At 45.4% G+C, this 22,830-nt stretch carries 24 protein-coding genes; 8 read left to right on the forward strand and 16 right to left on the reverse strand.

The window, feature by feature from the left end; genetic code table 11:
• The 13 genes from ACEYCN_RS05105 to yghU all read right to left on the reverse strand — a co-directional run.
• Positions 1-534, reverse strand: a 534-nt coding sequence (locus ACEYCN_RS05105; RefSeq protein WP_373713218.1) for a histidinol dehydrogenase, incomplete at its 3' end; no start/stop codon positions are given.
• Positions 531-1,178: an ATP phosphoribosyltransferase gene (gene hisG / locus ACEYCN_RS05110; protein ID WP_373713219.1), complete on the reverse strand. Its 648-nt coding sequence runs from the start codon at positions 1,176-1,178 to the stop codon at positions 531-533. The genes hisG and ACEYCN_RS05105, both read right to left, overlap by 4 nt.
• Positions 1,175-2,149: an ATP phosphoribosyltransferase regulatory subunit gene (locus ACEYCN_RS05115; RefSeq protein ID WP_373713220.1), complete on the reverse strand. Its 975-nt coding sequence runs from the start codon at positions 2,147-2,149 to the stop codon at positions 1,175-1,177. The genes hisG and ACEYCN_RS05115 overlap by 4 nt, the downstream gene beginning before the upstream one ends.
• Complete coding sequence (hisC, locus tag ACEYCN_RS05120; RefSeq protein ID WP_373713221.1) at positions 2,146-3,198, reverse strand: histidinol-phosphate transaminase; 1,053 nt, start codon at positions 3,196-3,198, stop codon at positions 2,146-2,148. The genes ACEYCN_RS05115 and hisC overlap by 4 nt, the downstream gene beginning before the upstream one ends.
• Positions 3,199-3,571: 373 nt before the next feature.
• On the reverse strand, positions 3,572-5,296 hold the full coding sequence (ezrA, locus tag ACEYCN_RS05125; protein ID WP_373713222.1) for a septation ring formation regulator EzrA: 1,725 nt from the start codon (positions 5,294-5,296) through the stop codon (positions 3,572-3,574).
• Positions 5,297-5,386: 90 nt separating this feature from the next.
• Positions 5,387-7,339, reverse strand: coding sequence for a DNA topoisomerase (ATP-hydrolyzing) subunit B (gene gyrB, locus ACEYCN_RS05130; protein WP_373713223.1), 1,953 nt, complete (start codon positions 7,337-7,339; stop codon positions 5,387-5,389).
• A gap of 134 nt (positions 7,340-7,473) precedes the next feature.
• Positions 7,474-8,022, reverse strand: coding sequence for a DJ-1 family glyoxalase III (locus ACEYCN_RS05135; RefSeq protein WP_373713224.1), 549 nt, complete (start codon positions 8,020-8,022; stop codon positions 7,474-7,476).
• Between the two features lie 8 nt (positions 8,023-8,030).
• A complete protein-coding gene (locus tag ACEYCN_RS05140) occupies positions 8,031-9,257 on the reverse strand; it encodes an FtsW/RodA/SpoVE family cell cycle protein (RefSeq protein ID WP_373713225.1) in 1,227 nt (408 codons plus the stop codon).
• A gap of 152 nt (positions 9,258-9,409) precedes the next feature.
• Positions 9,410-9,652 carry a type B 50S ribosomal protein L31 gene (locus ACEYCN_RS05145; protein WP_373713226.1) on the reverse strand — a complete coding sequence of 81 codons (243 nt, stop codon included), beginning with the start codon at positions 9,650-9,652 and terminating at the stop codon, positions 9,410-9,412.
• Between the two features lie 107 nt (positions 9,653-9,759).
• Positions 9,760-9,921: a hypothetical protein gene (locus tag ACEYCN_RS05150; protein WP_373713227.1), complete on the reverse strand. Its 162-nt coding sequence runs from the start codon at positions 9,919-9,921 to the stop codon at positions 9,760-9,762.
• 8 nt (positions 9,922-9,929) lie between these two features.
• Positions 9,930-10,859 (reverse strand): FAD:protein FMN transferase, encoded by a 930-nt coding sequence (locus ACEYCN_RS05155; protein WP_373713247.1) that lies wholly within the window; start codon positions 10,857-10,859, stop codon positions 9,930-9,932.
• The gene (locus tag ACEYCN_RS05160; protein WP_373713228.1) at positions 10,846-11,790 is read right to left on the reverse strand and encodes a bifunctional oligoribonuclease/PAP phosphatase NrnA; all 945 of its coding nucleotides are present in this window, start codon (positions 11,788-11,790) and stop codon (positions 10,846-10,848) included. Before ACEYCN_RS05160 ends, ACEYCN_RS05155 begins: the two co-directional genes overlap by 14 nt.
• 72 nt (positions 11,791-11,862) lie before the next feature.
• Positions 11,863-12,654, reverse strand: coding sequence for a glutathione-dependent disulfide-bond oxidoreductase (yghU, locus tag ACEYCN_RS05165; protein ID WP_373713229.1), 792 nt, complete (start codon positions 12,652-12,654; stop codon positions 11,863-11,865).
• 258 nt (positions 12,655-12,912) lie between these two features.
• On the opposite strand from yghU, the gene ACEYCN_RS05170 reads away from it, so the two are divergent.
• From ACEYCN_RS05170 to rplS, 8 genes are all read left to right on the forward strand, one after another.
• On the forward strand, positions 12,913-13,365 hold the full coding sequence (locus ACEYCN_RS05170) for a flavodoxin (RefSeq protein ID WP_373713230.1): 453 nt from the start codon (positions 12,913-12,915) through the stop codon (positions 13,363-13,365).
• A gap of 95 nt (positions 13,366-13,460) precedes the next feature.
• Positions 13,461-13,730 carry a 30S ribosomal protein S14 gene (gene rpsN, locus ACEYCN_RS05175; protein ID WP_373713231.1) on the forward strand — a complete coding sequence of 90 codons (270 nt, stop codon included), beginning with the start codon at positions 13,461-13,463 and terminating at the stop codon, positions 13,728-13,730.
• A 58-nt stretch (positions 13,731-13,788) separates the two neighbouring features.
• On the forward strand, positions 13,789-14,061 hold the full coding sequence (locus tag ACEYCN_RS05180; RefSeq protein ID WP_373713232.1) for a chorismate mutase: 273 nt from the start codon (positions 13,789-13,791) through the stop codon (positions 14,059-14,061).
• 393 nt (positions 14,062-14,454) lie between these two features.
• Positions 14,455-15,069 carry a TetR/AcrR family transcriptional regulator gene (locus tag ACEYCN_RS05185; protein ID WP_373713233.1) on the forward strand — a complete coding sequence of 205 codons (615 nt, stop codon included), beginning with the start codon at positions 14,455-14,457 and terminating at the stop codon, positions 15,067-15,069.
• 12 nt (positions 15,070-15,081) lie between these two features.
• The gene (locus ACEYCN_RS05190; RefSeq protein WP_373713234.1) at positions 15,082-16,374 is read left to right on the forward strand and encodes an MFS transporter; all 1,293 of its coding nucleotides are present in this window, start codon (positions 15,082-15,084) and stop codon (positions 16,372-16,374) included.
• Positions 16,355-18,655: an FtsX-like permease family protein gene (locus ACEYCN_RS05195; RefSeq protein WP_373713235.1), complete on the forward strand. Its 2,301-nt coding sequence runs from the start codon at positions 16,355-16,357 to the stop codon at positions 18,653-18,655. The genes ACEYCN_RS05190 and ACEYCN_RS05195 overlap by 20 nt, the downstream gene beginning before the upstream one ends.
• 1 nt (position 18,656) lies before the next feature.
• Positions 18,657-19,388, forward strand: a complete 732-nt coding sequence (locus tag ACEYCN_RS05200; protein WP_373713236.1) for an ABC transporter ATP-binding protein — start codon at positions 18,657-18,659, stop codon at positions 19,386-19,388.
• Positions 19,389-19,554: 166 nt separating this feature from the next.
• Positions 19,555-19,902: a 50S ribosomal protein L19 gene (rplS, locus tag ACEYCN_RS05205; protein WP_373713237.1), complete on the forward strand. Its 348-nt coding sequence runs from the start codon at positions 19,555-19,557 to the stop codon at positions 19,900-19,902.
• Between the two features lie 87 nt (positions 19,903-19,989).
• On the opposite strand, the gene whiA is transcribed toward rplS, so the two are convergent.
• The 3 genes from whiA to rapZ are packed head-to-tail and all read right to left on the reverse strand — an operon-like array spanning position 19,990 to position 22,762.
• Complete coding sequence (whiA, locus tag ACEYCN_RS05210; protein ID WP_373713238.1) at positions 19,990-20,907, reverse strand: DNA-binding protein WhiA; 918 nt, start codon at positions 20,905-20,907, stop codon at positions 19,990-19,992.
• Positions 20,904-21,878: a YvcK family protein gene (locus tag ACEYCN_RS05215; protein WP_373713239.1), complete on the reverse strand. Its 975-nt coding sequence runs from the start codon at positions 21,876-21,878 to the stop codon at positions 20,904-20,906. Before ACEYCN_RS05215 ends, whiA begins: the two co-directional genes overlap by 4 nt.
• Complete coding sequence (gene rapZ / locus ACEYCN_RS05220) at positions 21,875-22,762, reverse strand: RNase adapter RapZ (RefSeq protein WP_373713240.1); 888 nt, start codon at positions 22,760-22,762, stop codon at positions 21,875-21,877. The genes ACEYCN_RS05215 and rapZ overlap by 4 nt, the downstream gene beginning before the upstream one ends.
• Positions 22,763-22,830: the final 68 nt, after the last annotated feature.

Below are 22,830 nucleotides of genomic sequence, written 5' to 3' on the forward strand. Positions count from 1 at the left end.
ATCAACGCCCGCCAATCTGGCTGCGACCAAAATAGCCGGCACAAATTTCTTCTGCGGGGGCGTAATCATGATGATTTCCTTAACACCCGCGATCTTAGCAGGAATCACATTCATCAAGACTGAAGAGGGATAGGCTGCCGTTCCGCCTGGGACATAGACCCCAACCCGCTCGATGGGCCGAATGAGCTGCCCACGAATAACGCCATCCGTTGGCTGGTCCTCGAAGCCTTTTTCTAATTGCTGGCGGTGGTAGGATTCGATGTTGGCCTTGGCATTTTCAAGGACTGTCAAGACTGCCTGGTCCACCTGCTCAAAGGCCTGGTCTACCAAGTCTTGCCCCACTTCAAAATCCTCCAACTCTAACCGATCAAAGGTGGCCGAGTAGTGACGCAGGGCCTCATCCCCCCGTAGGCGCACATCCTGGATAATGGCCGCAACGGCCTCTTCGACATTGTCATTTTGTTGGCTTAGCTCCAGCTGCTCAGCATAGAGCAGGGCCGCAATTTCCTGATTGCTTCCGCTTAAACGTTTCATTGGAAGGCTACCTCCTCATTTCCAACAAGTTCTTCAATCTTTTGGATAAAGGGCATAACTTCAGGATTATTTTTCAGTGCAGCCTTGTTGACAATCAAACGGGCTGAAATCCGACAAATATCCTCGTAGACCTGAAGGCCATTGGCCACCAAGGTGTTACCAGTCTCCACAATATCCACAATGGCATCTGCCAAGCCGATGACAGGGGCAATTTCAACGGAACCCTGGATGGAGATGATTTCCACATCCTCTCCCTTTTGATTAAAAAAGTCCGTAGCTACCGTCGGGTACTTGGTCGCAATACGTTTACGCTTGTGGTCCTTGGGCTGGTAATCCGCAGTCGAAGCCAGGGAAAACTTACAGAGACCAAAGTTCAAGTCCAGCATTTCCAAATAGCCAGAGGGGTGTTCCATCAAGACATCCTTGCCCACAACACCCAAATCCGCCACTCCATGCCGCACATAGGTGGTGACATCGGGTGCCTTGACCAGGAGAAAGCGGAATTTTTTATCAGGGCTTTCAAAAATCAGATTGCGGCCTTTTTCAGCCATAAAAGACAGGTCAAAACCAGCTTTTTCCAGCAATTTGACCGTATCTTTCTCAATCCGCCCCTTGGTCAGCGCAATGGTAATCTGCTTGCTCATGAGGCACCTCCTTGTCTGAGTGAGTCGTGAATGGCTTGGTAAACCGAATCAATATCCACTGCCCAGCCGACCGCCGTTAATTCCTTGGCACCAAAACGCTCAAAGAGCTTGTCATATCGCCCGCCTGACACAAAGGCATCTGGGACCTTATCACCAAAGACCTTAAACATGACACCCGTATAGTAGGGCATGGATGGAAATTGGGCCAGGTCCAGATTGGCCAAAGACAGATTAGGTTTGACCTGCTCAATCAAGTCCTCCACTTCGTCCAAGGCAGCCAGAATGGCTTCGTTTCTGGTCAGTTGACGGGCCTCAGATAAGACCTGACTGCTCTCACCAAAGAGATAGGGCAGTCGCTGAATGAGGTCATCAAAGTCACTGGGGTGGGCCTTGGTAAATTCCTTCAGCTTGGTGATGTTTTTGTCGACAATATCGATGGCCAAGCGCTTCTTGTCCTCACCAGAGAGACCGAGACCAGCAAAGATAGTTTGCAAGACAGCTGCATGGGAAAATTCAAAGCGATAGGATGGGACCTTGGCCTTATCCAGGGCTTCCTTGGCTGAAAAAATGGCTTCAGGCATAGCTTCTTCTACTGGAAAGCCAACGATTTCCACCCCAGCCTGGGTATGCTCATTGATGAGCCCCCGCATCTCTTCATGGTAGTTAAAAACCTTACCTGAATAGGAAAATTTAATGGGAGTCTCCACCTGGGTCGAGGCAATGACCCGCCCAATCTGGCTGGTAATATCGGGACGAAGACTGAGTAAGGCTCCTTTTTTATCAAAGAGATTGTAATGACTAGAACTGACCTCATCACCAAAGACCTCGAAATGCTCTAAGGTTGGGGTTTCGATGCGGTTAAATCCCTTTTCTATCAGCAAATCGCTGATGGTTCGCTCAATCTGATAGGTGACACGTGCCCGTTTAAAGAGCTTGTCATGCATGCCGATGGGCAAACTTGTTTTTTTCATGGTAAAAACTCCTGAATAACTTGAACCACTTTTTCCATTTCTGCCTGGCTTCCAATGGAAATCCGCAGGTAGTCTTTGATCCGTTCAACTTTTGGAAAATAGCGGACATAGATATGGTTCGTTTGTAAATGCTTGAATAGGTCCTCGGCAGACACACCTGCTGGCCTTGTCAGGACAAAATTGGTGGCACTTGGCAAAACAGAGAAATCAAGTGCTTCCAGTTCTGCCTTGAACCAGTCCCTGGTTGCCATGATTTTCTGGCATGTTTCTTCGTAATAATCCCAGGACTGGACTGCTGCGGTTGCCAATTGCTCAGAGAGGGCATTGACATTATAGGGATTAACCGAGTTCTTGATGGCCTTGATGACTGTCATCAGCTGAGGTGACCCAACTCCGTATCCCACCCGAAGACCCGCCAGAGAAGCATCCTTGGAGAAGGTCCGAGTAATAAAGACATTGTCATACTTGCCCAGCAGCGGCAAGGCTGTTTCCCCGCCAAAATTGATATAGGCCTCGTCAATGATAACCACCACATCCTGATTGGCACGGACAATAGCCTCTATTTCCTCCAAAGATTTGAAAATCCCAGTTGGTGCATTGGGATTGGTCAGGATGATGCCCCCATTGTCAGCAAGATAATCAACCGTTTCGATTTCAAAATGGTCATTGAGAGGAATTTCATGGTAGTTGATATGGTACAAATCAGCCCACACCTTGTAAAATCCATAGGTTAAGTCCGGGAACAAAATCGGCTCATCCGAATTAAAGAAGGCCAGAAAAGCCATGGACAGGATGTCATCCGAACCATTGCCGACGATGATTTGGTCAGCAGCTACTCCCAACTGCTCCGCCAAGGCCTGACGAAGACTGGCCTGATCCAGGCTGGAATACTTGCGCAAGGTCTCCGTCTCAAAGCCAGCCAAGGCTTCCTTGACAGCAGGACTGGGCCCATAGGCATTCTCATTGGTATTGAGCTTGATAATATCTTTTTCCTGGGGCTGACTGCCCGCAACATAAGGTTCAATTTCCCGTAATCCCTTCAGAGCCATCTCTCATTCCTCCTTTTTTCTACAAAAAAGCCCTCGCAAAAAAATTTGCAAGGACGTCTGAAACGTGGTTCCACCTCTGATTCGGCAGAGAATCACTCCCCTGCCCTCATGAACTCAACAACGGAGCTCTGGTCTCTAACGGAACCACCCGTCACGCACTAGTTTCTCTCGATTTCGCACGCGCACTCAAGAATGTGTCGTCTAAGGATTGTATGCCTTCTCACCCCTGGGCACTCTCTGTCTATTGTCTTAGACTTTTTCTATCATCGCTTTCTTATTGCTACTATTTTACAAGAAAAAGTTAAACATTGCAAGAAATTATTTTTTTCTTGAAAAAAATCAAAAGCCTTCTGGTTTCAGAAGACTTTTGATGTTAGTAACGAATCAACTCACGTGTCTTTTCATAGGAATGAACAAAGCGTTCTGTCACACCTGGCTCCACTGTTTCCAAGGCAAATGAGATTTCCTCAAAGGCAGCCTCATAGTCATACTCTTTTTCAAAGATAGCCAGAGCACGATTGAAAGCTTTTTGGACGCTCGCATCGAAAGAACGATAACGGTTTGAATATTGGAGAAGTTGCTCCGTCAATGTCGCATGTTGAACGATGTCATAAGCAATTTCTTCCAATTCGTTCATATCAAAGGTCGCACTTTCCAAGAGGCGATTGATAATTTCAATATTAATACGTTTGTAATCCAGCTCAGCCAATAGAGCTTCCACATGATCACTGGCACGGAAGAAGGTGTTTAAGAATCGATCTGGAATACCAGGAAGATTGCGTTTCTCCATGTAGCGCTTGAGGGTATGGAGCTGGTTGATATACTGATTAGCCTTCTTACGGGCATTGGTTTCAGAAACTTCCTGAGATTGGAGGTAATCAGCCAAGACCAACTGTTCCTCTTCCATCTCTTTCAGAGTAGCCATAGAGTGCTCCAGGCGTTCCTGCAAGATGGTATAGGCTACCTCTGGATTTTCAATATCTTCCAAGCTGTCATTAATCACTGTCTCAACAGAAGTCATCCGTTTGGACAACTGCTGAATACGAGACAATTTACTATCTGCCAGGGTATAAGATTTGTTGAGACGTTCTGTTTCTTCCAAAAGGTTCTTCGTGTTTTGCGCATTGTGCTCCAAGAATTTTGGAAGGGTCTTACTCAGTTTGACAGTGGCTTTATGGGCCTCAATTTCAGATGTGAAGACTTGATACAAACGGTCAATCTCTTCTTGAACTTCCTGATTAGCCTCTTCTGCCGCATCCAAATCAAAGGAAACAATCAAGGCAGTATTTTCACGAATGGCTACACGAATATCTTGGAAGCTGGATTCAATATTCTGCTCCGTAAAGAGATAATTTTGGTCAATCAGCTTACGGTAGCCAGACTCCAGATCTTCCAACTGTTCAGGAAGCGTTTTGTTGACCTTCTCAATCAAACCAGGAATACGGTCCATGATTTGGTTAAGAGCAATCATGTGCTCCTCGGTCTTGTCCAAGATTTCAGAAGCTTCAATCGGATCCCCCGATGAGTTAAGCATCACAAATTCTGAGAACTCAACTTCAATATTTTTCAGTTGTTTTTCCAACTCAGGTAGTGTCTCACCGAAGCTATCTGCATTTTCTCGGACTGAATCTTGCAAGTTATCAAAGAGATCCAAGGCATGTTTGACACGACCAGTATTTTTGACTTCTTGCTCTTTCAAATCTTTCAAGCCCAGACGAATAGCTGCGATATCTTCTTCAATCAGGTCAATTTGGCTCTCAATACTCTCAATAGCATTTTTAGCACTGATGAAACGGAAAGAATTATTAAAAGCTTCTGCCTCAAAAATGTGATTCTCAATATCCGCAAAGGAATTGAGGGAAATATCAACCCACTTTTGATTCCACTCACGGAAGGAAACCTGACTTTGACCAATCAGATGAAGATTTTTCACAGCTTCGACTTCTTCATTGACTGGAAGGTTAAACAAGTCATCTTTACGCTCTTCCAAGGCATCCAATAAATGATCATTGCGTTTCCGCACGATAAGCCCAGCAATATAGGCAGTAATGAGTATAACAACAATCGCAATGATTAAAATGATTGTTCCTCTAGACATGTAAATCTCCTTAGGTAATAGTAGTTACTAGAAAATATCGCTTCATTATACCATACTTTTCTAATACTTGCACTTGATTTTTTGCATTTTCTAGACATCTAGCGTCGAATAAACTGCATTTTCTTCAATAAAATCACGGCGAGGTTCGACTTTATCCCCCATGAGCATATCGAAAATTTTATCTGCTTCAGCCGCATCATCTACAGTAACACGCGCCATCAGACGGTTTTCAGGATTCATGGTTGTTTCCCAGAGTTGATGGTCATCCATCTCTCCAAGTCCCTTGTAGCGCTGGATAGTCGGTTTGGAACGACCTTCACTGTGTCTAGCCAAGGCAAGCTGCAACTCCTCTTCCTGATTAACACCCGGTTGAATATACTCTTTGATGTCGCTCCCCACCTTGACACCATAGATAGGCGGTTGGGCGATGTAGACATAACCGGCTTCCACAATCGGACGCATGTAGCGGTAAAAGAGGGTCAAGAGCAGGGTTCGGATATGGGCACCATCGACATCAGCATCTGTCATAATGACCAATTTTTGGTAGCGGGCCTTTTCCACATCAAAATCCGCCCCAAAGCCAGTTCCCATAGCTGTAAAGAGGGAACGTATTTCCTCATTGGCCAAAATCTTGTCCATGCTGGCCTTTTCTACATTGAGGATTTTACCACGGATAGGCAAGATAGCCTGAAACTCACGATCCCGACCGGATTTAGCTGAGCCACCCGCAGAATCCCCCTCAACGATGAAGAGTTCTGTTTGGCTTGGATCATTGGAAGAACAGTCAGCTAGCTTTCCTGGAAGGTTGGAAATTTCCAAACCAGATTTCTTACGGGTAACTTCACGCGCCCTTTTGGCTGCGATGCGGGCCTTGCTGGCTAAGATTCCCTTTTCTACGATACGACGGGCTACCTGAGGATTTTCCATCAAAAAATCAGAAAAGGCTTCTGAAAAGAGGCGGTTGGTAATTTTAACGACTTCGCTGTTACCCAGCTTCGTTTTAGTTTGCCCTTCAAACTGTGGATTCGGATGCTTGACAGAAATAACAGCCGTCAGACCTTCGCGCACATCTTCACCGGTCAAGTTGTCTTCATTTTCCTTGAGAATTTTATTTTTCTTAGCATAATCGTTGATAACACGAGTCAGAGCTGTGCGGAATCCTTGCTCATGTGTTCCACCCTCATGGGTATGGATGTTGTTGGCAAAGCTGACCACATTTTCATGATAGGATGTGGTGTACTGCATGGCTACTTCCACTGTGATGCCGTCCATCTCTCCATCAGTATAGATAGGTGTTTCAAAAATAGAATCCTTATTTTCATTCAGGAATTCGACATAGGAAGCAATCCCGCCTTCGTAATGATAATCCTTGGTTTGCTCCAAGCCATCCCGTTTGTCGATGATAGAGAGATGAAGACCGCGATTAAGAAAGGCCAACTCCTGAACTCGTTTATCCAACTTGGCAAAGTCAAATTCGGTGGTTTCGGTAAAAATTTCTGGATCAGGTGTGAAGTGAACAGTCGTTCCAGTCCGGTCTGTGGTACCTACAATCTCTAAATCCGCCACCACTTCACCGCGACGGTATTCTTGAAAGTAAACCTGACCGTTTTTATGGACATGAACATCCAGTTGGGTTGAAAGGGCATTAACAACGGAAGAACCTACCCCATGAAGTCCACCTGAAACCTTATAACCGCCACCGCCAAATTTACCACCGGCGTGAAGGACAGTAAAGACGGTCTCTACCGCCGGGCGTCCTGTCTTTTCTTGAATATCCACAGGGATACCGCGCCCATCATCGACTACAGTGATGGAATTATCTTTTTCAATATATACCTGGATAAGGGATGCAAAGCCTGCAAGGGCCTCATCGATGGAATTATCCACAATCTCCCAAACCAGGTGGTGCAAGCCCTCTTTAGCAGTCGATCCGATATACATACCTGGACGGAGACGGACCGCCTCCAAGCCTTCTAAAACCTGAATCTGACTGGCATCATACTCTTGTGCTTTTTCTTGCATTTGTTTGATTTCTTCTGACATGCTACTTCCTTTAACTATTATGGAACTATTTCAATACGTTTACCCTTCATTATACCATATTTTTTGTACTTTTCATAGAAAAAAAGGAAGCGAATATCATTGCGCTTCCCATAGAAAGTATGAAGATTTCTATTTTATTGGAATAGTTGGTCATAGACCATGGTATGGGCCAGCTGATTCCCATCCCCTCCTAGGAGATCTACCAGTTTGTAAGAAAAGGCCATAGCTGTTCCTGCACCTCTGCTGGTGACAATCTTTCCATCCACCACAATCAAGTCTGTCTGATGTTGCCCCTGCTGGATATTAGACTCCTGTCCCGGGAAGCAGGTATAGTTTTTTCCTTCCAACAGTCCGGCCCGATCCAAAACAACAGGGGCTGCACAGATGGCAGCAATATATTTTCCAGCTGCTGCTTCTTTTTGCAGGGCTGCAATCAGACCCTCGTGGTCGCGAAGATGATGGGCTCCTGGCAGTCCGCCTGGAAGGACAATCATATCATAATCCGACAGGCTGCCATCAAAGGCCTTATCCATTAGAACTGGAATAGCATGAGAACCTGTAACAGTTTGATCTGTCAAGCCAATCATATCACATTCGATTCCTGCGCGCCGCAAAACATCCACTGGTGTCAAGGCTTCGATTTCTTCAAAACCTTGTGCAAAGATAACTCCAACTTTTGCCATTGTATCACCTATCTTTCTACCCGTTTAATGGTAATTTTTTTAACTCGCGACTTACTGAGCCGCATATCTTCTGATAAATAATATTGGTAACTCATAGACAGAACAAGCCCCACCCCAATCAAATTGGCGATAATTGAAGACCCCCCTTGTGAGATAAAGGGCAGCGGTATACCTGTCAAGGGAAGGATCCCTGTTGCTGCACCAATATTTTCAAAGATATGGAAAAGCAACATCATGATATAGCCCGTTGCAATATAGGTATAGAAACGATTATTGGAAAGGAGGGTAGCTCTTAACATACGGAAAATCAAAAGGAAATAGAGGGCAATCACAACCAAACCGCCAACAAAGCCAAAGTTTTCCCCAATGACTGTGAAAATCATATCACTTTCCCGCACAGGAATGAGAAGATTGCTCATATTAAAACCGAGACCTGTTAGACCACCACTCCCGATAGCAATCAAACTCTGGGCCTGCTGGTAGGTAGTAGATTGGGCGTATTTGAAAGGATCGAGCCAAGCGGTTATCCGGTTAATCTGATAGGTGTCCATCCCTAGATTGTGCAGCAAGGTTGTCCCACCCGGTGAGGTAAACAGCAGGAGAAAACCAGCTATGAGGGCCAATCCCAAAATGATGACTGGCAACAAAATCTTCCAAGATACACCTGACATGAGGACCATTCCACCAAAGATGGCTAGGAAAACCAAGGCCGTTCCCAAATCTTTCTGTAAACCAAGTAAGACAAAGACAGGAAGGGTACAAAGAATTAATTGGCCTATGAGCTGAAAGTCCTTTTTGATATCTCTGTGGGAATGTTTCTGATGAAAGGTGACAATCATCCTAGCCATCATCACAATATAGGATATCTTCATAAATTCAGAGGGCTGGAAAAGGGTAATACCGTTAATCGTTACCCAGTTTTTCGCCCCTGTTGACGCGACCAAGGCGGGACTGTAGAAAAAGAGAGGCAGAATCATCAATCCCAGACCAAACGCATAAAGCAGTGGCGTAACCTGCCAAAGAAATTTCGTACTAAAAAACATGACTAGGAAGGCCAGCATAACCCCTAAGAGAATCCACATGACCTGCTGCCCCACTACAGTTGCTACATTGTGAGGATAGTCTTGGCTGACTGCTACATAGACCGCCAGCACTCCAATAATCAACAAAAATAGGGTTGGTAAAATCACACTGTAATCAATTCGGCTCTCGATTGAGCCGCTTTTCATCTTCATCTTTTTCCTCATTCTTTCAAAATATATCAGGGTTTAAATTGACTTCATTATAGCAAAAAAAGGAGCTTTTTTGAAGAAAAAGCAAAAGAAAACCATTCCCACAAGTGAGGAATGGCTTTGTATCAACGGTTCTGTGTTCTTGATACGGTTGCTTATTTGATACCGTATTTTTTGTTGAACTTGTCCACACGTCCATCTGCTTGAGTGAACTTTTGACGTCCAGTATAGAATGGGTGTGAATCGGATGAAATTTCCACACGAATCAATGGGTAAGTTTCACCTTCAAATTCTACAGTTTCTTTAGAGTTCTTTGTTGAACCGCTAAGGAACTTGTAACCAGTAGTTGTGTCCATGAAAACAACAGGACGGTATTCTGGATGGATATCTTTTCTCATCTTTAAAATTTTCCTTTCTGCCATGGTCCCTTTGTGAGACCATAGATATAAAGATTTTATCAAAAAGTCACTAACTTTGCAAGCACTTTTTCTCTTTTTTTCAAAAACTAGATGGCTGAAGCCCCCGAAACAGCATCTGGCGACTGGCGCTGGCCCAGATAGCCTTCTGATGCTCCTGCATTAGCATCTGTAAGCTGGTCCATCTGGCTGCTTTCGATGGGTCGAAAAGGTAACTCCTCTTCTGAATGGATGGCTTGGTGCTGTTTCATACTTCCCCCTAGATGATTCTACTTTCCAGACCAGGAGTCACAATGAGCTGGTCCTGCTTGGTAATCATGATGGCTTCAATCCCTTCTTGGGCGACTACTGTGTTGTAAATGTCCAAGATGGGACAGCCAAAAAGACGGGTGGTCCAGATTTCTCCATCAACAGATTGTTTGGAAACAATGGTCAGACTAGCCAGATCTGAAGCCACAGGACAGCCTGTCTGGCTGTCAAAGATGTGATGATAGGTTTGGCCCTCGAACTCCAAGGTCCGCTCATAAATGCCAGAAGTCACAACTGATTCTTCTCCAATCTTGATGACCAGGACATTGTTGCCACGAGGCTTCTTGGGATGCTGAATACCAATTCGCCAGAGACCATCCGCATGGTGGGGAGCTTGGCCCAGGGTCAAGACATTACCTCCCAAATTGATAAGGCCAGCTGTCACGCCCATCCGTTTCAGGTGCTCTACGATTTTATCGGCAATATAGCCCTTGGCCAGGGCTCCCAGGTCGATAGCCATGCCCTCTTTTTTCAAAAAGACCATCTGCTCGTCTGGATAGAGCAGGATATCCTCTGGGTCAATCAATTTCAGTTTTTCTTCAATCGTCGCCTGACTGGGCACCTTGGCATCAGAAAAGCCAATCCGCCAGGTCTGAACCAAAGGCCCGATGGTGATGTTCAGACGGCTTCCTGGAGCTGTGGAATGGGCCTTGCCCAGCTCAATCAATTCGTACAAATCAGCGGCGACTGGGACTGGCTGAACGCCAGCATTGAGATTGACTTCCATGAGTTCAGAGGTCAAATCATTAGCCGAAAAACGATTCTTGTAGAGATAGAGGAGTTCCTCTACCTGGTCCAAAATGGGCTCGGGATGCTCATGCCAAATCTTGGTATCAATGGTCGTCCCCATGAGACGAATACTTCTGCTACTTGCCTGCATGCGCCACTGCCTCTTTGATTTCTTGGTAAATGGCTTCATTTTCTGCCAAGCCTGATGAATTAGCCCCACTAGCCAGAGGATGGCCACCGCCATCATGCCTTTTGGCAATCTCATTGATGATGACCTTCTTACTCCGCAAGCGCACCCGATAGCTGCCATCTGCCTGTTCCACAAAGATGGCCCAGGCTTGAACGCTGTCAATTTTTCCTGGAGAGCCAACAATGGCTGCCGTCTCTGCCTCAGTCACCTCAAACTGCTCCATCACTTCCCGGCTCAGAAGGACCTGAGCGGCCCCATTTTCATCCACTTCCAAGTTATCAAACACATAGCCCTGCAACTTGGCAATTTTATAGGGGAAGGAATCCATCTGGCGCGATAGGCCTGCAAAATCAAAATCATATTGACGCAGGATGGCTGCCATTTCAAAGGTCTTGCTGGTGGTGGCTGGATAAAGGAAACGACCCGTATCCCCAACAATTCCAGCATAGAGCAAACGAGCTGCCTCATCTGATAGGGACAAACCTGCCTTCAGGGCAAAATCTGTTATGATTTCGCTGGCGCTAGAAGCTGTGGTATCGACATAAATCAAATCTCCATAGACATCTTCATTGGGATGGTGATCAATTTTAATCAAATAAGTTCCTCTGTCGTAGCGTTCATCATCGATGCGCGGTCTGTTGGCCGTGTCGGTCACGATGACCAAGGCCCCTTGATAATCCTCATCGGCCACCTGGTCCATCCTGGTCATCCAGGCTAGACTCGGTTCATCCAATCCTGGGGCCAAGACCCTTTTCTCAGGAAAATTGTGGCGAAGTAACTCCCTCAAACCAGCCTGACTGCCCAGGGCATCTGGATCCGGCCTTTGATGACGGTGGATAATGATGGTCTCATAGGCCTTGATTTTTTCTAACATTTCTTGAAATACTGGCATGGCATCCTCTTTTGTAATCTTATTCTGCCTATTATACCACAAAAGCCAATCCTGTGATGGACTGGCTTCTTCTTATTTGATGCTTTGGTATTCGACAGACAATCCTCGTTTGACAGCCGGACGTTGGGCAATTTTCTCTGTCCAGGCTTGGAGGTGTTTGTACTCGCTGACATTTAGGAAATGTCCTGCACGGGGCCAGAGTTTATCTTGGGCCAGTTGGCCATACCAGGACCAAATTGCGATGTCTGCGATACTGTACTCATCTCCAGCGATGTAGGCCCTCTTAGCCAATTCCTTATCCAGCAAATCCAGCTGGCGCTTGGCTTCCATGGCAAAGCGATTGATTGGATATTCGATTTTTTCAGGGGCGTAATGGAAAAAATGACCAAAGCCACCACCTAAAAAGGGAGCTGCCCCTGCTGACCAAAAGAGCCAGTTGAGGACCTGAGTCCGCTTGCTAGCATCTGTTGGAATCAGCTGGCCAAATTTTTCTGCCAAATAGAGCAGAATGTTGGCTGATTCAAAGACCGAAACGGGATCTACTCCTGACTGGTCCAGGAGAACTGGAATTTTAGAGTTGGGGTTAAGGGCTACAAAATCAGAGCCAAACTGATCCCCCTCGCCAATAGCAATCTTGTACAAGTCGTAGTCTGCAGCTTCGACGCCCAACTCTCTCAACTCTTCTAAGAGAATGGTGACCTTGACTCCATTTGGAGTTCCTAAAGAATAGACTTGCAGGGGCTTGTCTCCCCTTGGCAACTCCTGCTCAAAGCGGGCACCAGCGGTCGGTTGGTTGAGCCCACCCCAGGCGCCACCCATGTTGGCTGGGTTTTCCCATACTTCTGGCAATTGGTATTCAGACATGCGATCACTCCTTTTTCTATTTTCTATCCTCATCCTAGCAGATTCTGGTCTTTTTTTCAAAAAAACGCTACGGGGCAGTCCATGCCTGCTGGTTCACTTTCTTCCAGTGGGTATCTGCTGCCTGCTCTCTGTCTTCTGGTCATGAATCAGATAAGGGCTTGGCAGCCTGATGGGGAATTTTCCAAAAAAGCGAAAGAATCTTGCCCCATTTTTCTCAAAATGTGCTAAAATAGTAGTAATTTATGTTTGGAGGACATTATGGCTTTAGCAAAAATTGTCTATGCCAGTATGACTGGTAATACGGAGGAAATCGCGGATATCGTGGCCAGCAAGCTGGAGGAATTGGGACTGGAGGTCCACAATGACGAATGCACAACCATCGAGACCGAGGAAATCTTGGAAGCGGATATCATTGTCATTGCCACCTATACTTATTCTTATGGTGGGGATGGTGAGATTCCGGATGAATTCATCGATTTCTACAGTGACTTGGCCGATTTGGACCTTTCTGGAAAAATCTACGGGGTCTGTGGTTCAGGCGACACCTTCTATGATGACTTCTGTACTGCTGTGGATGACTTTGATGTCATGCTGGCTTCTCGTGGGGCTAAAAAGGGCGCTGAAAATGTCAAGGTTGACTTGGCTGCCGAGGACGAAGACATTGAAAACCTTGAAAAATTTGCCAGCGATTTAGCTGCTGCTTTGGGATAAATAATAGAAGCTCGGAAATTTTCCGAGTTTTTTCTTGCCAAAAATTATAAAAAAAGATATACTTAACTGGTTAATTAAATAAAAAGGAGAATCTTATGGCAAAAAAATCAAAAATCGCCAAATACCAAAAACAGCTGGAACTGATTGAGCGCTATGCAGACCTCCGTCGGGAGTTAAAGGCCAAGGGAGACTATGAGGGCTTGCGTAAACTCCCTCTCGATTCTAACCCCAACCGCCTGAAACTGCGGGATCGGATCGATGGGCGCCCCCATGCCTACATGCGCAAGTTTGGCCTTAGCCGGATCAATTTCCGTAACCTGGCCCATAAGGGAGAATTGCCTGGGGTCAAAAAAGCCAGCTGGTAGGGAGTGGTCATTCCACTTCTTTTTTGCTATAATCATATCAGTAGACGGAGGTGGAAACATGGCTTTAGATTTAGACATGATACGAAAAGATATCGACCAGGTGGACGAAGAAATCGTTGCTCTTTTGGAAAAACGAATGGACCTGGTCAGCCAGGTAGTGGCCTATAAAAAAGAAAGCGGCAAAGCAATCCTAGATACCGGTCGCGAGCAGACTGTCCTGGAAAGAGTCGAGTCACTGGTGAAAAATCCAGACTATAAAACCACCATCCGAGACAGTTTTGCTGATCTCATGGCCCAATCTCGTGCCTATCAAAAAGAGCGATTAGATTAGATAAGGCAGACCAGAGTTCCGAGAAGATTCTGGGCATTTCATTATCCTTACGAGACATCTTTTTTCATCCTCGTCAACATCAGTAATAAACCGAAAATACGGGAGCGCGATTACTCTCACTCCAAAAAATCCTTGAAGCATGCTTCAAGGATTTTTTTCTTTCACCAGATCTTCCCTGCCGGAATCGAACCAGCAACTAATTCTTAGGAGGAATTCGTTATATCCATTTAACTAAGGGAAGGCATAGTCTTATTGTATCTTAGGACGGCAAAGAATGCAAGTTTTGAAGATCTCAAAAGCAAATTTTTTCTTTTTCATTGACAATTTGGCAAAGAGTGCTTATAATAAAAATATAGACCGACTGTCAGTCTAATAAATATATAGGTGAATACTATGGTTACAAAAAAAGATCAAATTTTAGATACTTCCCTCCAACTCTTTATGAAAAAGGGATTTGATGCTACTTCTATCAGTGATATTTTGTCCCAACTGGATATTGCTCGCGGTACACTTTATTATCACTTTGAATCAAAAGAAGCTATCATGGATGCCATTATTGAGCGACTCCTCAACCAAGTTCTGGAAAAGATTGAGAAACTAATGACCAATGACAGCCTTAGTCAAGCTGAAAAATTCATGGGCTTTTTCGCCTCGATCAACCTAACACAACTCACAGGTGATGAAGAAATTGTTGATTATTTCAATCAGCCGCAGAATGCCCTTTTTCATGAAAAAAGCAATCGTCTGCTGATTAAAAAACTTTCTCCTGTCTTGGCTCAGATCATCAGCGAAGGCATGGAATCTGGGTTGTTCGATACTCCCTTTCCGGCTGAAACAGCTGAACTGATCCTAGTCGGTATCACAGGCTTCGTCGATAGTAAGGACTCGCCAGCAGATGAGGATAATATGAACCACCGCATGGAAAGTTTTCTTTACAATGCTGCTCGCATGCTCGGGATGTCCCAGTCAGGGCTAGATGGGTTTAAGAAACTATTTCTGAGTAAATGACGAGGTAGAATCATGAAAAGAGGTTTTAAGCAGTTTCTCCTTTTATGGGGGGCAAGTCTAGTATCTGCAACAGGTTCGGGCATGACCTCCTTTGCTTTGGGGATTTATATTTTTCAAAAAACGGGATTGGCCAGCTTGACGGGTCTTCTGATTCTTTTAGGTTTTTTACCCGGCTTGCTGCTGACACCTCTTGCAGGTATCTTGGCTGACCGATGGGACCGCAGACGTCTGATGATGCTAGGAGATGGCTTGTCGATTATCGGACTCGTGATCATTCTATTGTCAATCTTACAGTTGGAAATAAACCAACAAATTTGGGGAATCGGTTTGGGAGTAGCTGTCAGCTCTGCTATCTCAGCTCTGGTTGAGCCTGCATTTCGCGCCTCTATTTCCGACCTGCTGGACAAGGAGGATTATTCAAGGGCAAGTGGGATGATACAGCTGGTATCCAGTGCCCGCTACCTACTCTCTCCTATTTTTGCTGGTGCTATCCTAAGCTTGACCAACATCCCTGTCATCCTCATCATTGACATCTTGACCATTCTCTTGACTCTGCCTGTCACCCACTTAATTCGGAAACAGATAGCTACCCCATCGAAAACTCGCAAGAGTTCAATTGAGGAAGATTTTCGCTTTGCTTTTCGGTTGCTTTATCAAAAGAAGGGCATATGGATTTTGGTGCTTTTTGGCATTCTCGTCTCCTTTTGCCTAGGAGTTGTTCAAACCCTGATGGGACCTGTTGTTCTGACTTATGCTGATGCTGGCTTCCTAGGTTTTGTCACTACCTTTTCAAGTTGTGGCATGGTTGCGGCCGGAATTTTTCTAGGAAGATTTAAAATAAAAGATCATTTTACCACCATCTTGTCTGCATCTCTGCTCCTTGTCGGAATGGCTATGATCGGATTTTTCTTCCGAGAAAATCGTCTGCTAGCCTGTTTCTTTGGTTTTTGCCTTTTCGCTGGCCTGACTTTTTGTAATACCGCCCTTGATTATCTAGTCCGTACCAACCTGCCAAACCACCACCAAGGAAAGGTTTGGGGCATGATTGGCATTATCTCCCAAACAGGTTATATCCTAGCTTATGCAGGGATTGGTGCTGTTTCGGACTATTTCTTCAAGCCGCTTTTTGAAAAACATGGCGCCCTAGCTTCTAGTTTGGGAAAGCTAATTGGAATTGGACCGGGCAGAGGGGCTGCCTTTACCGTTATCTTGGCTGGTTTGCTGCTGATGATGACCTCTTTCTTCCTAGCAAACAATCAACATGTCAAAGAATTGGAGAACTGCCATGCTCTGGAAACTCGTTAAAAACGACTTACGACACCACCTGCTGCAAACCTTTAACATTGCTTTCTTTATCTTTTTAGCAGTCACTTTTTTAGCCACGGCTGGTCAGCTGACCATCCACCTGACAAACTCTGTTAATCAATTGGTGACCACAGCCAAGACACCACATATCTTGCAGATGCACACTGGTCAGTTGAACCGGGAACGAATGCAGGCATTTGTGGAGAAGCATCAAGAAATCAGTGATTATCAAATCTTGAATTTTTTAAACATTGACAATGCCGATCTGGCTGTCAATGGAACATCACTCAAGGATTCCGTTTATGACAATGGCTTTTCTGTCCAAAGTCCAAACTTTGATTTCCTGCAGGATTTGGATGGACAACTGATTGAGGCCAAGGTCGGTCAAGTGTATGTTCCCATCTTCTACTATACTAGCGGTCAGATGAAGATAGGGGATAGCTTGACGATTGGTGAGCAGGAATTAAAGGTTACTGGTTTTGTTAGAGATTCTCAAATGAATTCATCCCTGTCTGTCTCCCGTCGTTTTATCATCAGCCAGGAAGACTATGATGCCATTGAAAAGATGGGTAGTCTGGAATACCTGATTGAATTTCGCCTTCACGATTTAGCCGACTCATCAAAAGTTGAAACAGCCTATAGTCAGGCTGGGCTTGAATCAGACGGTCCTCCACTTATGACCTATACCCTCTTTCAGCTCATCAATGCCTTTTCCGATGGCATGACTATTTTGGCCCTAGTGACCATCAGTTTACTGATTATCCTCATTGCCTTACTCTGTATTCGATTGACTCTATTGGCAAAATTAGAAGAAGACTACCGCGAACTGGCCATTCTCAAGGCTATCGGCATTCCGCTCAGAGACATAAAGCGGCTCTTTCTCAGCAAATACTTGGTCATAGCTGGTTTTGCAAGCCTTCTTGGATTTCTGGCTTCCTTTGTGGTCAAAGAGCCCCTGTTAGCCAATATGAGAATATACTTTGGTGAAAGTCCAGCAACGATATGGACCTATCTGCTAGCCTTTGCGCTTAGTCTCCTAATCTTTTCCGTCATTGCCCTAAGTATGAACCACCTTGCAAAACAACTGAAAAACCTCAGTCTTAATCCCGCTCAGGTTCAAGAAAAAACTTTGTTCTCTCCTCGTCTCGGTTTTCTACCAAGAAGCTTGCAATTGCCGCTGACAGACCTCTGGGCCCGAAAAAAAATCTATGCCACCATGCTATCTGTCTTCGTCCTTTCTCTCTTTGTCGTTCTCTTACCTATGTCCATCCACTCGACCATTTCCCACAGCAGTTTTATCAACTATCTAGGTTTAGGGAACTATGATGTCCGAGTGGATTTATCCCAGATTTCTGGCAAGGACAAGGAAGTGCAAGAACTGATTTCCGTACTGGAAACAGATCCAAACGTTCAAAAACTCTCTGTTTATCGCTCCTATATGCTGGATTACAAGACGGACTCGGGCAACCTTCAGAAGCTCTGGGTTGATACTGGTAACCAGAAAGATTTTTCCATCAAATATATCGAAGGGCATGCTCCTAATGCAGATAATGAAATTTCCTTATCCAAGCTAAAAGCGGATGACATGGAGAAAAAAGTAGGAGACCAACTGACCTTGATTCTCAATGGTCAAGAGAAAAAAATCACCATTTCTGGCATTTACTCAGATTTGACCAATGGTGGAAAGACGGCCAAGGCTTCCTTTTCAGTGGACAATCAGGAAAGCATTTGGATTATCATCCCTGTCACTCTCAAAGAAGACACTTCCGGTCGGGATTTCAGTCAGAAATACCAGGACAGCTTTTCATTCGCCAAGTTCTCAGACATCGAAAGTTATCGCTACCAGATTTTCGGTTCAACTATTCAAATGGTTTCTGCCATCAGCTGGTGGGCCTTTGCCGGTGCTATCTTTCTCATTCTACTGATTACTAGCCTCTTCGTCCGCATGCTCTATATCAAAGATTTGAGCCAAACTGCCTTACTCAAGGCTATCGGCTTTTCAAACAAGGAAATTCAAGTCCAATACATGGCCACTTCTGCCTTCGTCCTGATTTTGGGCTTACTGATAGGAAACCTGCTGGCAGTGACAGCTGGCAATTCCCTTGCTTCAGCACTGCTCTCCATGATCGGGGTCTCTGGTGTGACCTTTATCCAAAATCCATTTATCAATCTGCTATTGGTACCGCTGGTTTTGTTAGCAGCCAGTCTCTTGGCCACAAAAATAGCCGTTTCAGACTTACATCATTTCAACATCTCACAGTTACTCAAGGAGGACAGCTAATATGCTATTACAAGGACAATCAATCTGTAAATCTTTTGGAAAAGGCGATGCCCTCACCCATGTCCTAAAGGGTGTCGATATGAACTTGGAAGCTGGTGAGTTTGTAGCCATCATGGGCAAGTCTGGCTGTGGCAAGTCTACCTTGCTCAATATTCTATCCACCTTGGATCAGACCGATAAAGGACAGGTTTTCTTTGAGGGAAAGGACATCAGCCAACTATCTGATGAAGAGGCAGCTAAACTCCGTCTCGAATCCTTCGGCTTTGTCTTTCAAATGCCCCGTATGGTCAAAAATCTGACCATCCTAGACAATATCCTCCTGCCATCTTTGACCTACAAAAAAGATAAGGAAGCAGCAAAACAGCAGGCCTTAGCTCTGATGAATGAAATCGGCATTTCTGATTTGGCTGACAAGCGGATCTCCCAAGTTTCGGGTGGTCAACTGCAGCGGGCTGGTATCTGCCGAGCTCTCATTAACAACCCAAATCTAATATTTGCAGATGAGCCGACTGGTGCCCTTGACTCCAAAAGTGGACATGAGGTCATGAAGCTCTTTAGCCAGTACCACCAAGCCGGAAAAAGCATTCTGATGGTGACCCACGATATGGCCTTGGCAGCCAAGGCACAACGGGTTCTACTGATGAAAGACGGCCTCATCCAAGAAGATCTGACCATGGGAACTTCTGAGAAAGACAATCTCTTTCTTCTGCAGAACCACATGAGCAACTTGTAGGTTTAAACTGACCATAAACAGGGTAAAAGGCGAGATTTCAATGATTTTTGCTTTACAAAGAAGCGAGACTTTAGTATAATGTTCCTTGTGTGTAATGGACGCACAAAAATACAGTTTATCCGCTGGGTTTAAAAGCACCTATGATTGACAAAGATAGGAGAAAAACATGAATCCATTGATCCAAAGTTTGACAGAAGGTCAACTTCGTACTGATATCCCATCCTTCCGCCCTGGTGACACTGTCCGCGTTCACGCGAAGGTTGTCGAAGGAAGCCGCGAACGTATCCAGGTCTTTGAAGGCGTTGTTATCGCTCGTAAAGGCCAAGGTATCTCAGAAATGTACACTGTTCGTAAGATTTCTGGCGGTATCGGTGTAGAACGTACCTTCCCAATCCACACTCCACGTGTTGACAAGATTGAAGTTGTACGTTACGGTAAAGTACGTCGTGCTAAATTGTACTACTTGCGTGCATTGCAAGGTAAAGCTGCACGTATCAAAGAAATCCGTAAATAATCGGATTGGAACACAGCCTGCTTGGGTTGTGTTTTTTTATTGCTACTTTGTTAACGGCAAAGAACCCAGCGCATTGCTGGGTTCTTTCTATATCTCATCCGCAATCTTATTGATTTTGCGCAGGCGGTGGTTGACCCCGCTTTTGGTAATGGGGTGGGTTAGACTTCCTGCCAGCTGCTGGATGGAATAGTCCGGGTGTTGAATCCGCAACTGGGCCACTTCTTGCAGATCGGCAGGAAGCTGATCCAGGCCTATGGTCTCCATGATTTTAGCAATATTGTTAATGGTTTTGAGACTGGCCGTAACGGTTCTTGCGATATTGGCCGTTTCGGCATTGTTGGCCCGATTGAGGTCATTGCGGGTCTCTCGCAGGAGCTTGACATTTTCAAATTCGGTCTTGGCTCCTTCTGCTCCAATCACTAGCAAAAAATCCATGATATCCTCTGCTCGCTGCAGGTAGGTAATGGTGCCCTTGGAGCGTTCGATTACTTTGGCATCCAAGAGGAATTTTTGCAAGAGCTGAGCCAAATCCTGGGCATGGTCGCTATATACAGAGGCTATTTCTAGCTGGTATTTGCCTTTTTCAGGATCCTTGACTGAACCACTGACTAAAAAGGCTCCCCGTAAATAGGCTTGACTCCACTGATCATTTTCCAGAATGGCCGGGGCAATTCCCGTCTCAATTCCAAAAAAACTGTCCGCCAAATAGAGGTCATCTAAAATAGCATTGACATCCCTATCCAGAAATACGGTATAGACACGGTTTTTGCGTAAATTGGCCTTTTGATGGTGTCGGATATCAGCTTTAACTTGGTAGAAATGAAGAATGAGTTCATAGATATGGCGAGCCACCTTGGCATTTTCTGTGGAGATGGAGAGGGTGAGACCAGTCGAAGCCAACCCTAGACTGCCTGCTAGCTTAATAATGGCCGCCAGTTCACTCTTTTGGGCCTGGCGATACCCATGGCCTAAAATTTCTTCCTTGACTTGAACTGTAAAACTCATGAGCGCACCTGTATAATCTTGAGCAATTCATCCACCACCAAATCCCCATCATGAAAGGCTCCCCCTTTTTCCAAGCGAAGGAAGTTTGAGGAAATCACTCGATCAGCCTGGGCTTGAAGTCCTGGAAAATCATGCTTCACCTGGACAAGATACTCATCAAACTGATTGCTATCCATGTAATCTTTTGGAACCGGCTCGATATTGACCAGGACGGTATCAATAAAACGTTGATGCAGATGATCATTTAGCACCCGAACATGGTCAGCATCGCTGAAAAATTCTGTCTCACCACGTTGGGTCATAATATTGCAGACATAGGTGACCTGGGCCTCGGTTTCACAGAGTGCCTGCCCGATTTCAGGAATCATGAGATTGGGCAAGATGGAGGTAAAAAGTGAACCTGGGCCGAGGACAATCATATCGCTTTCCATAATGGCTGTGACCACTTTCCGGCTAGCAGTGGGCTCGTCCTCATTATAGGAATTGGTCACATAGACATGGTCAATCATGCCCTTATAATCTGCAATCTTACTCTCTCCAGCCACTTCATGACCATCCGCAAAAACAGCATGGAGGGTCAGAGCGTTGTCGCTAGAGGGGTAAATCTTTCCGGTTGTATGGAAAAATTTGGTTAGAAGCTGCATGGCATTGTAGGTGGAACCCTGCATTTCGGAAATGCCAGCAATCAAGAGATTACCCAGAGGGTGGCCAGCGAGGGCACCATCTGATTCAGCAAAGCGGTACTGAAAAATTTGTTCGTAGAGCTTGGGCATGTCCGACAGGGCCAAAAGAACATTGCGCAGGTCTCCAGGTGGAGTCACCTGCAAGGCTTGACGAATCTCGCCCGAGGAGCCTCCGTCATCTGCCGCAGTCACGATGGCTGTAATGTCCACATCCTTGTCACGCAAACTTTTTAGGATGACAGGTATGCCCGTACCGCCACCGATTACAGTGATTCTCGGTTTTCTCATGAGCGATTAACCGTTTCCTTTCGTTTGTCTTTGTCACGATGGCTGCGATTGACCACCCATTTTTTTTCCAAATCATCGGCCAAACGTTTGGCAAAGGCCACGCTGCGGTGCTGGCCGCCTGTACAGCCCACCGCAATGGTCAGGACTGACTTGCCTTCCTTACGGTAACCCGGCAAGATGGGTTCAATCAAGCCCAGCAGGTGCTTGTAAAACTCCTCGGACTCTTCATGTTCCATGACATAGTTGTAGACATCCTCATCCAGACCAGTCAGATTGCGCAATTCTGGCTTGTAATAGGGATTTGGTAAAAAACGGACATCAAAGACTAGGTCCGCATCAAGAGGCAGACCGTATTTGAAGCCAAATGAGACCACTTCTACTCGGAATCCAGCCTGTTCATTCTGACTAGCAAATTGATCTGAAATTTCCTTACGCAGCATCCGCGGGGTCAAATCACTGGTATCAATCACATTCTGGCTCATATTTTTCAAGGGTGCTAAGAGCTCACGTTCCAAATTGATACCATCCAAAACCCGTCCACCAGGTGCCAAGGGATGACTTCTCCTAGTCTCCTTATAGCGAGCTATCAGCTCACTATCCGTCGCATCGAGGAACAAAATTTTAAAATCCAGATCCTGAGAGGATTCCACCTCATCCAGAACCTCTCGGATTTCGGTAAAGAAGGACCGGCTTCGCATGTCTACCACCATGGCAATCTTGTCATTGTCCTGACTGTGGCGAATCAGTTCGATAAATTTTGGTACTAGGGTTGGGGGCATATTATCAATCGTAAAGTAGCCCAAATCCTCGAAAGATTGGATAGCCACGGTCTTTCCTGCCCCGCTCATACCTGTTACAATAACCAATTGAATTTTTGTTTCCATACAAACTCCTTAACTAAAATATTGAGACACTTATAAACGATGAGGTGTCGATTGCCTCTGGCTCGTCA

Source organism: Streptococcus sp., assembly GCF_041802885.1.
Classification (GTDB): Bacteria; Bacillota; Bacilli; order Lactobacillales; family Streptococcaceae; genus Streptococcus.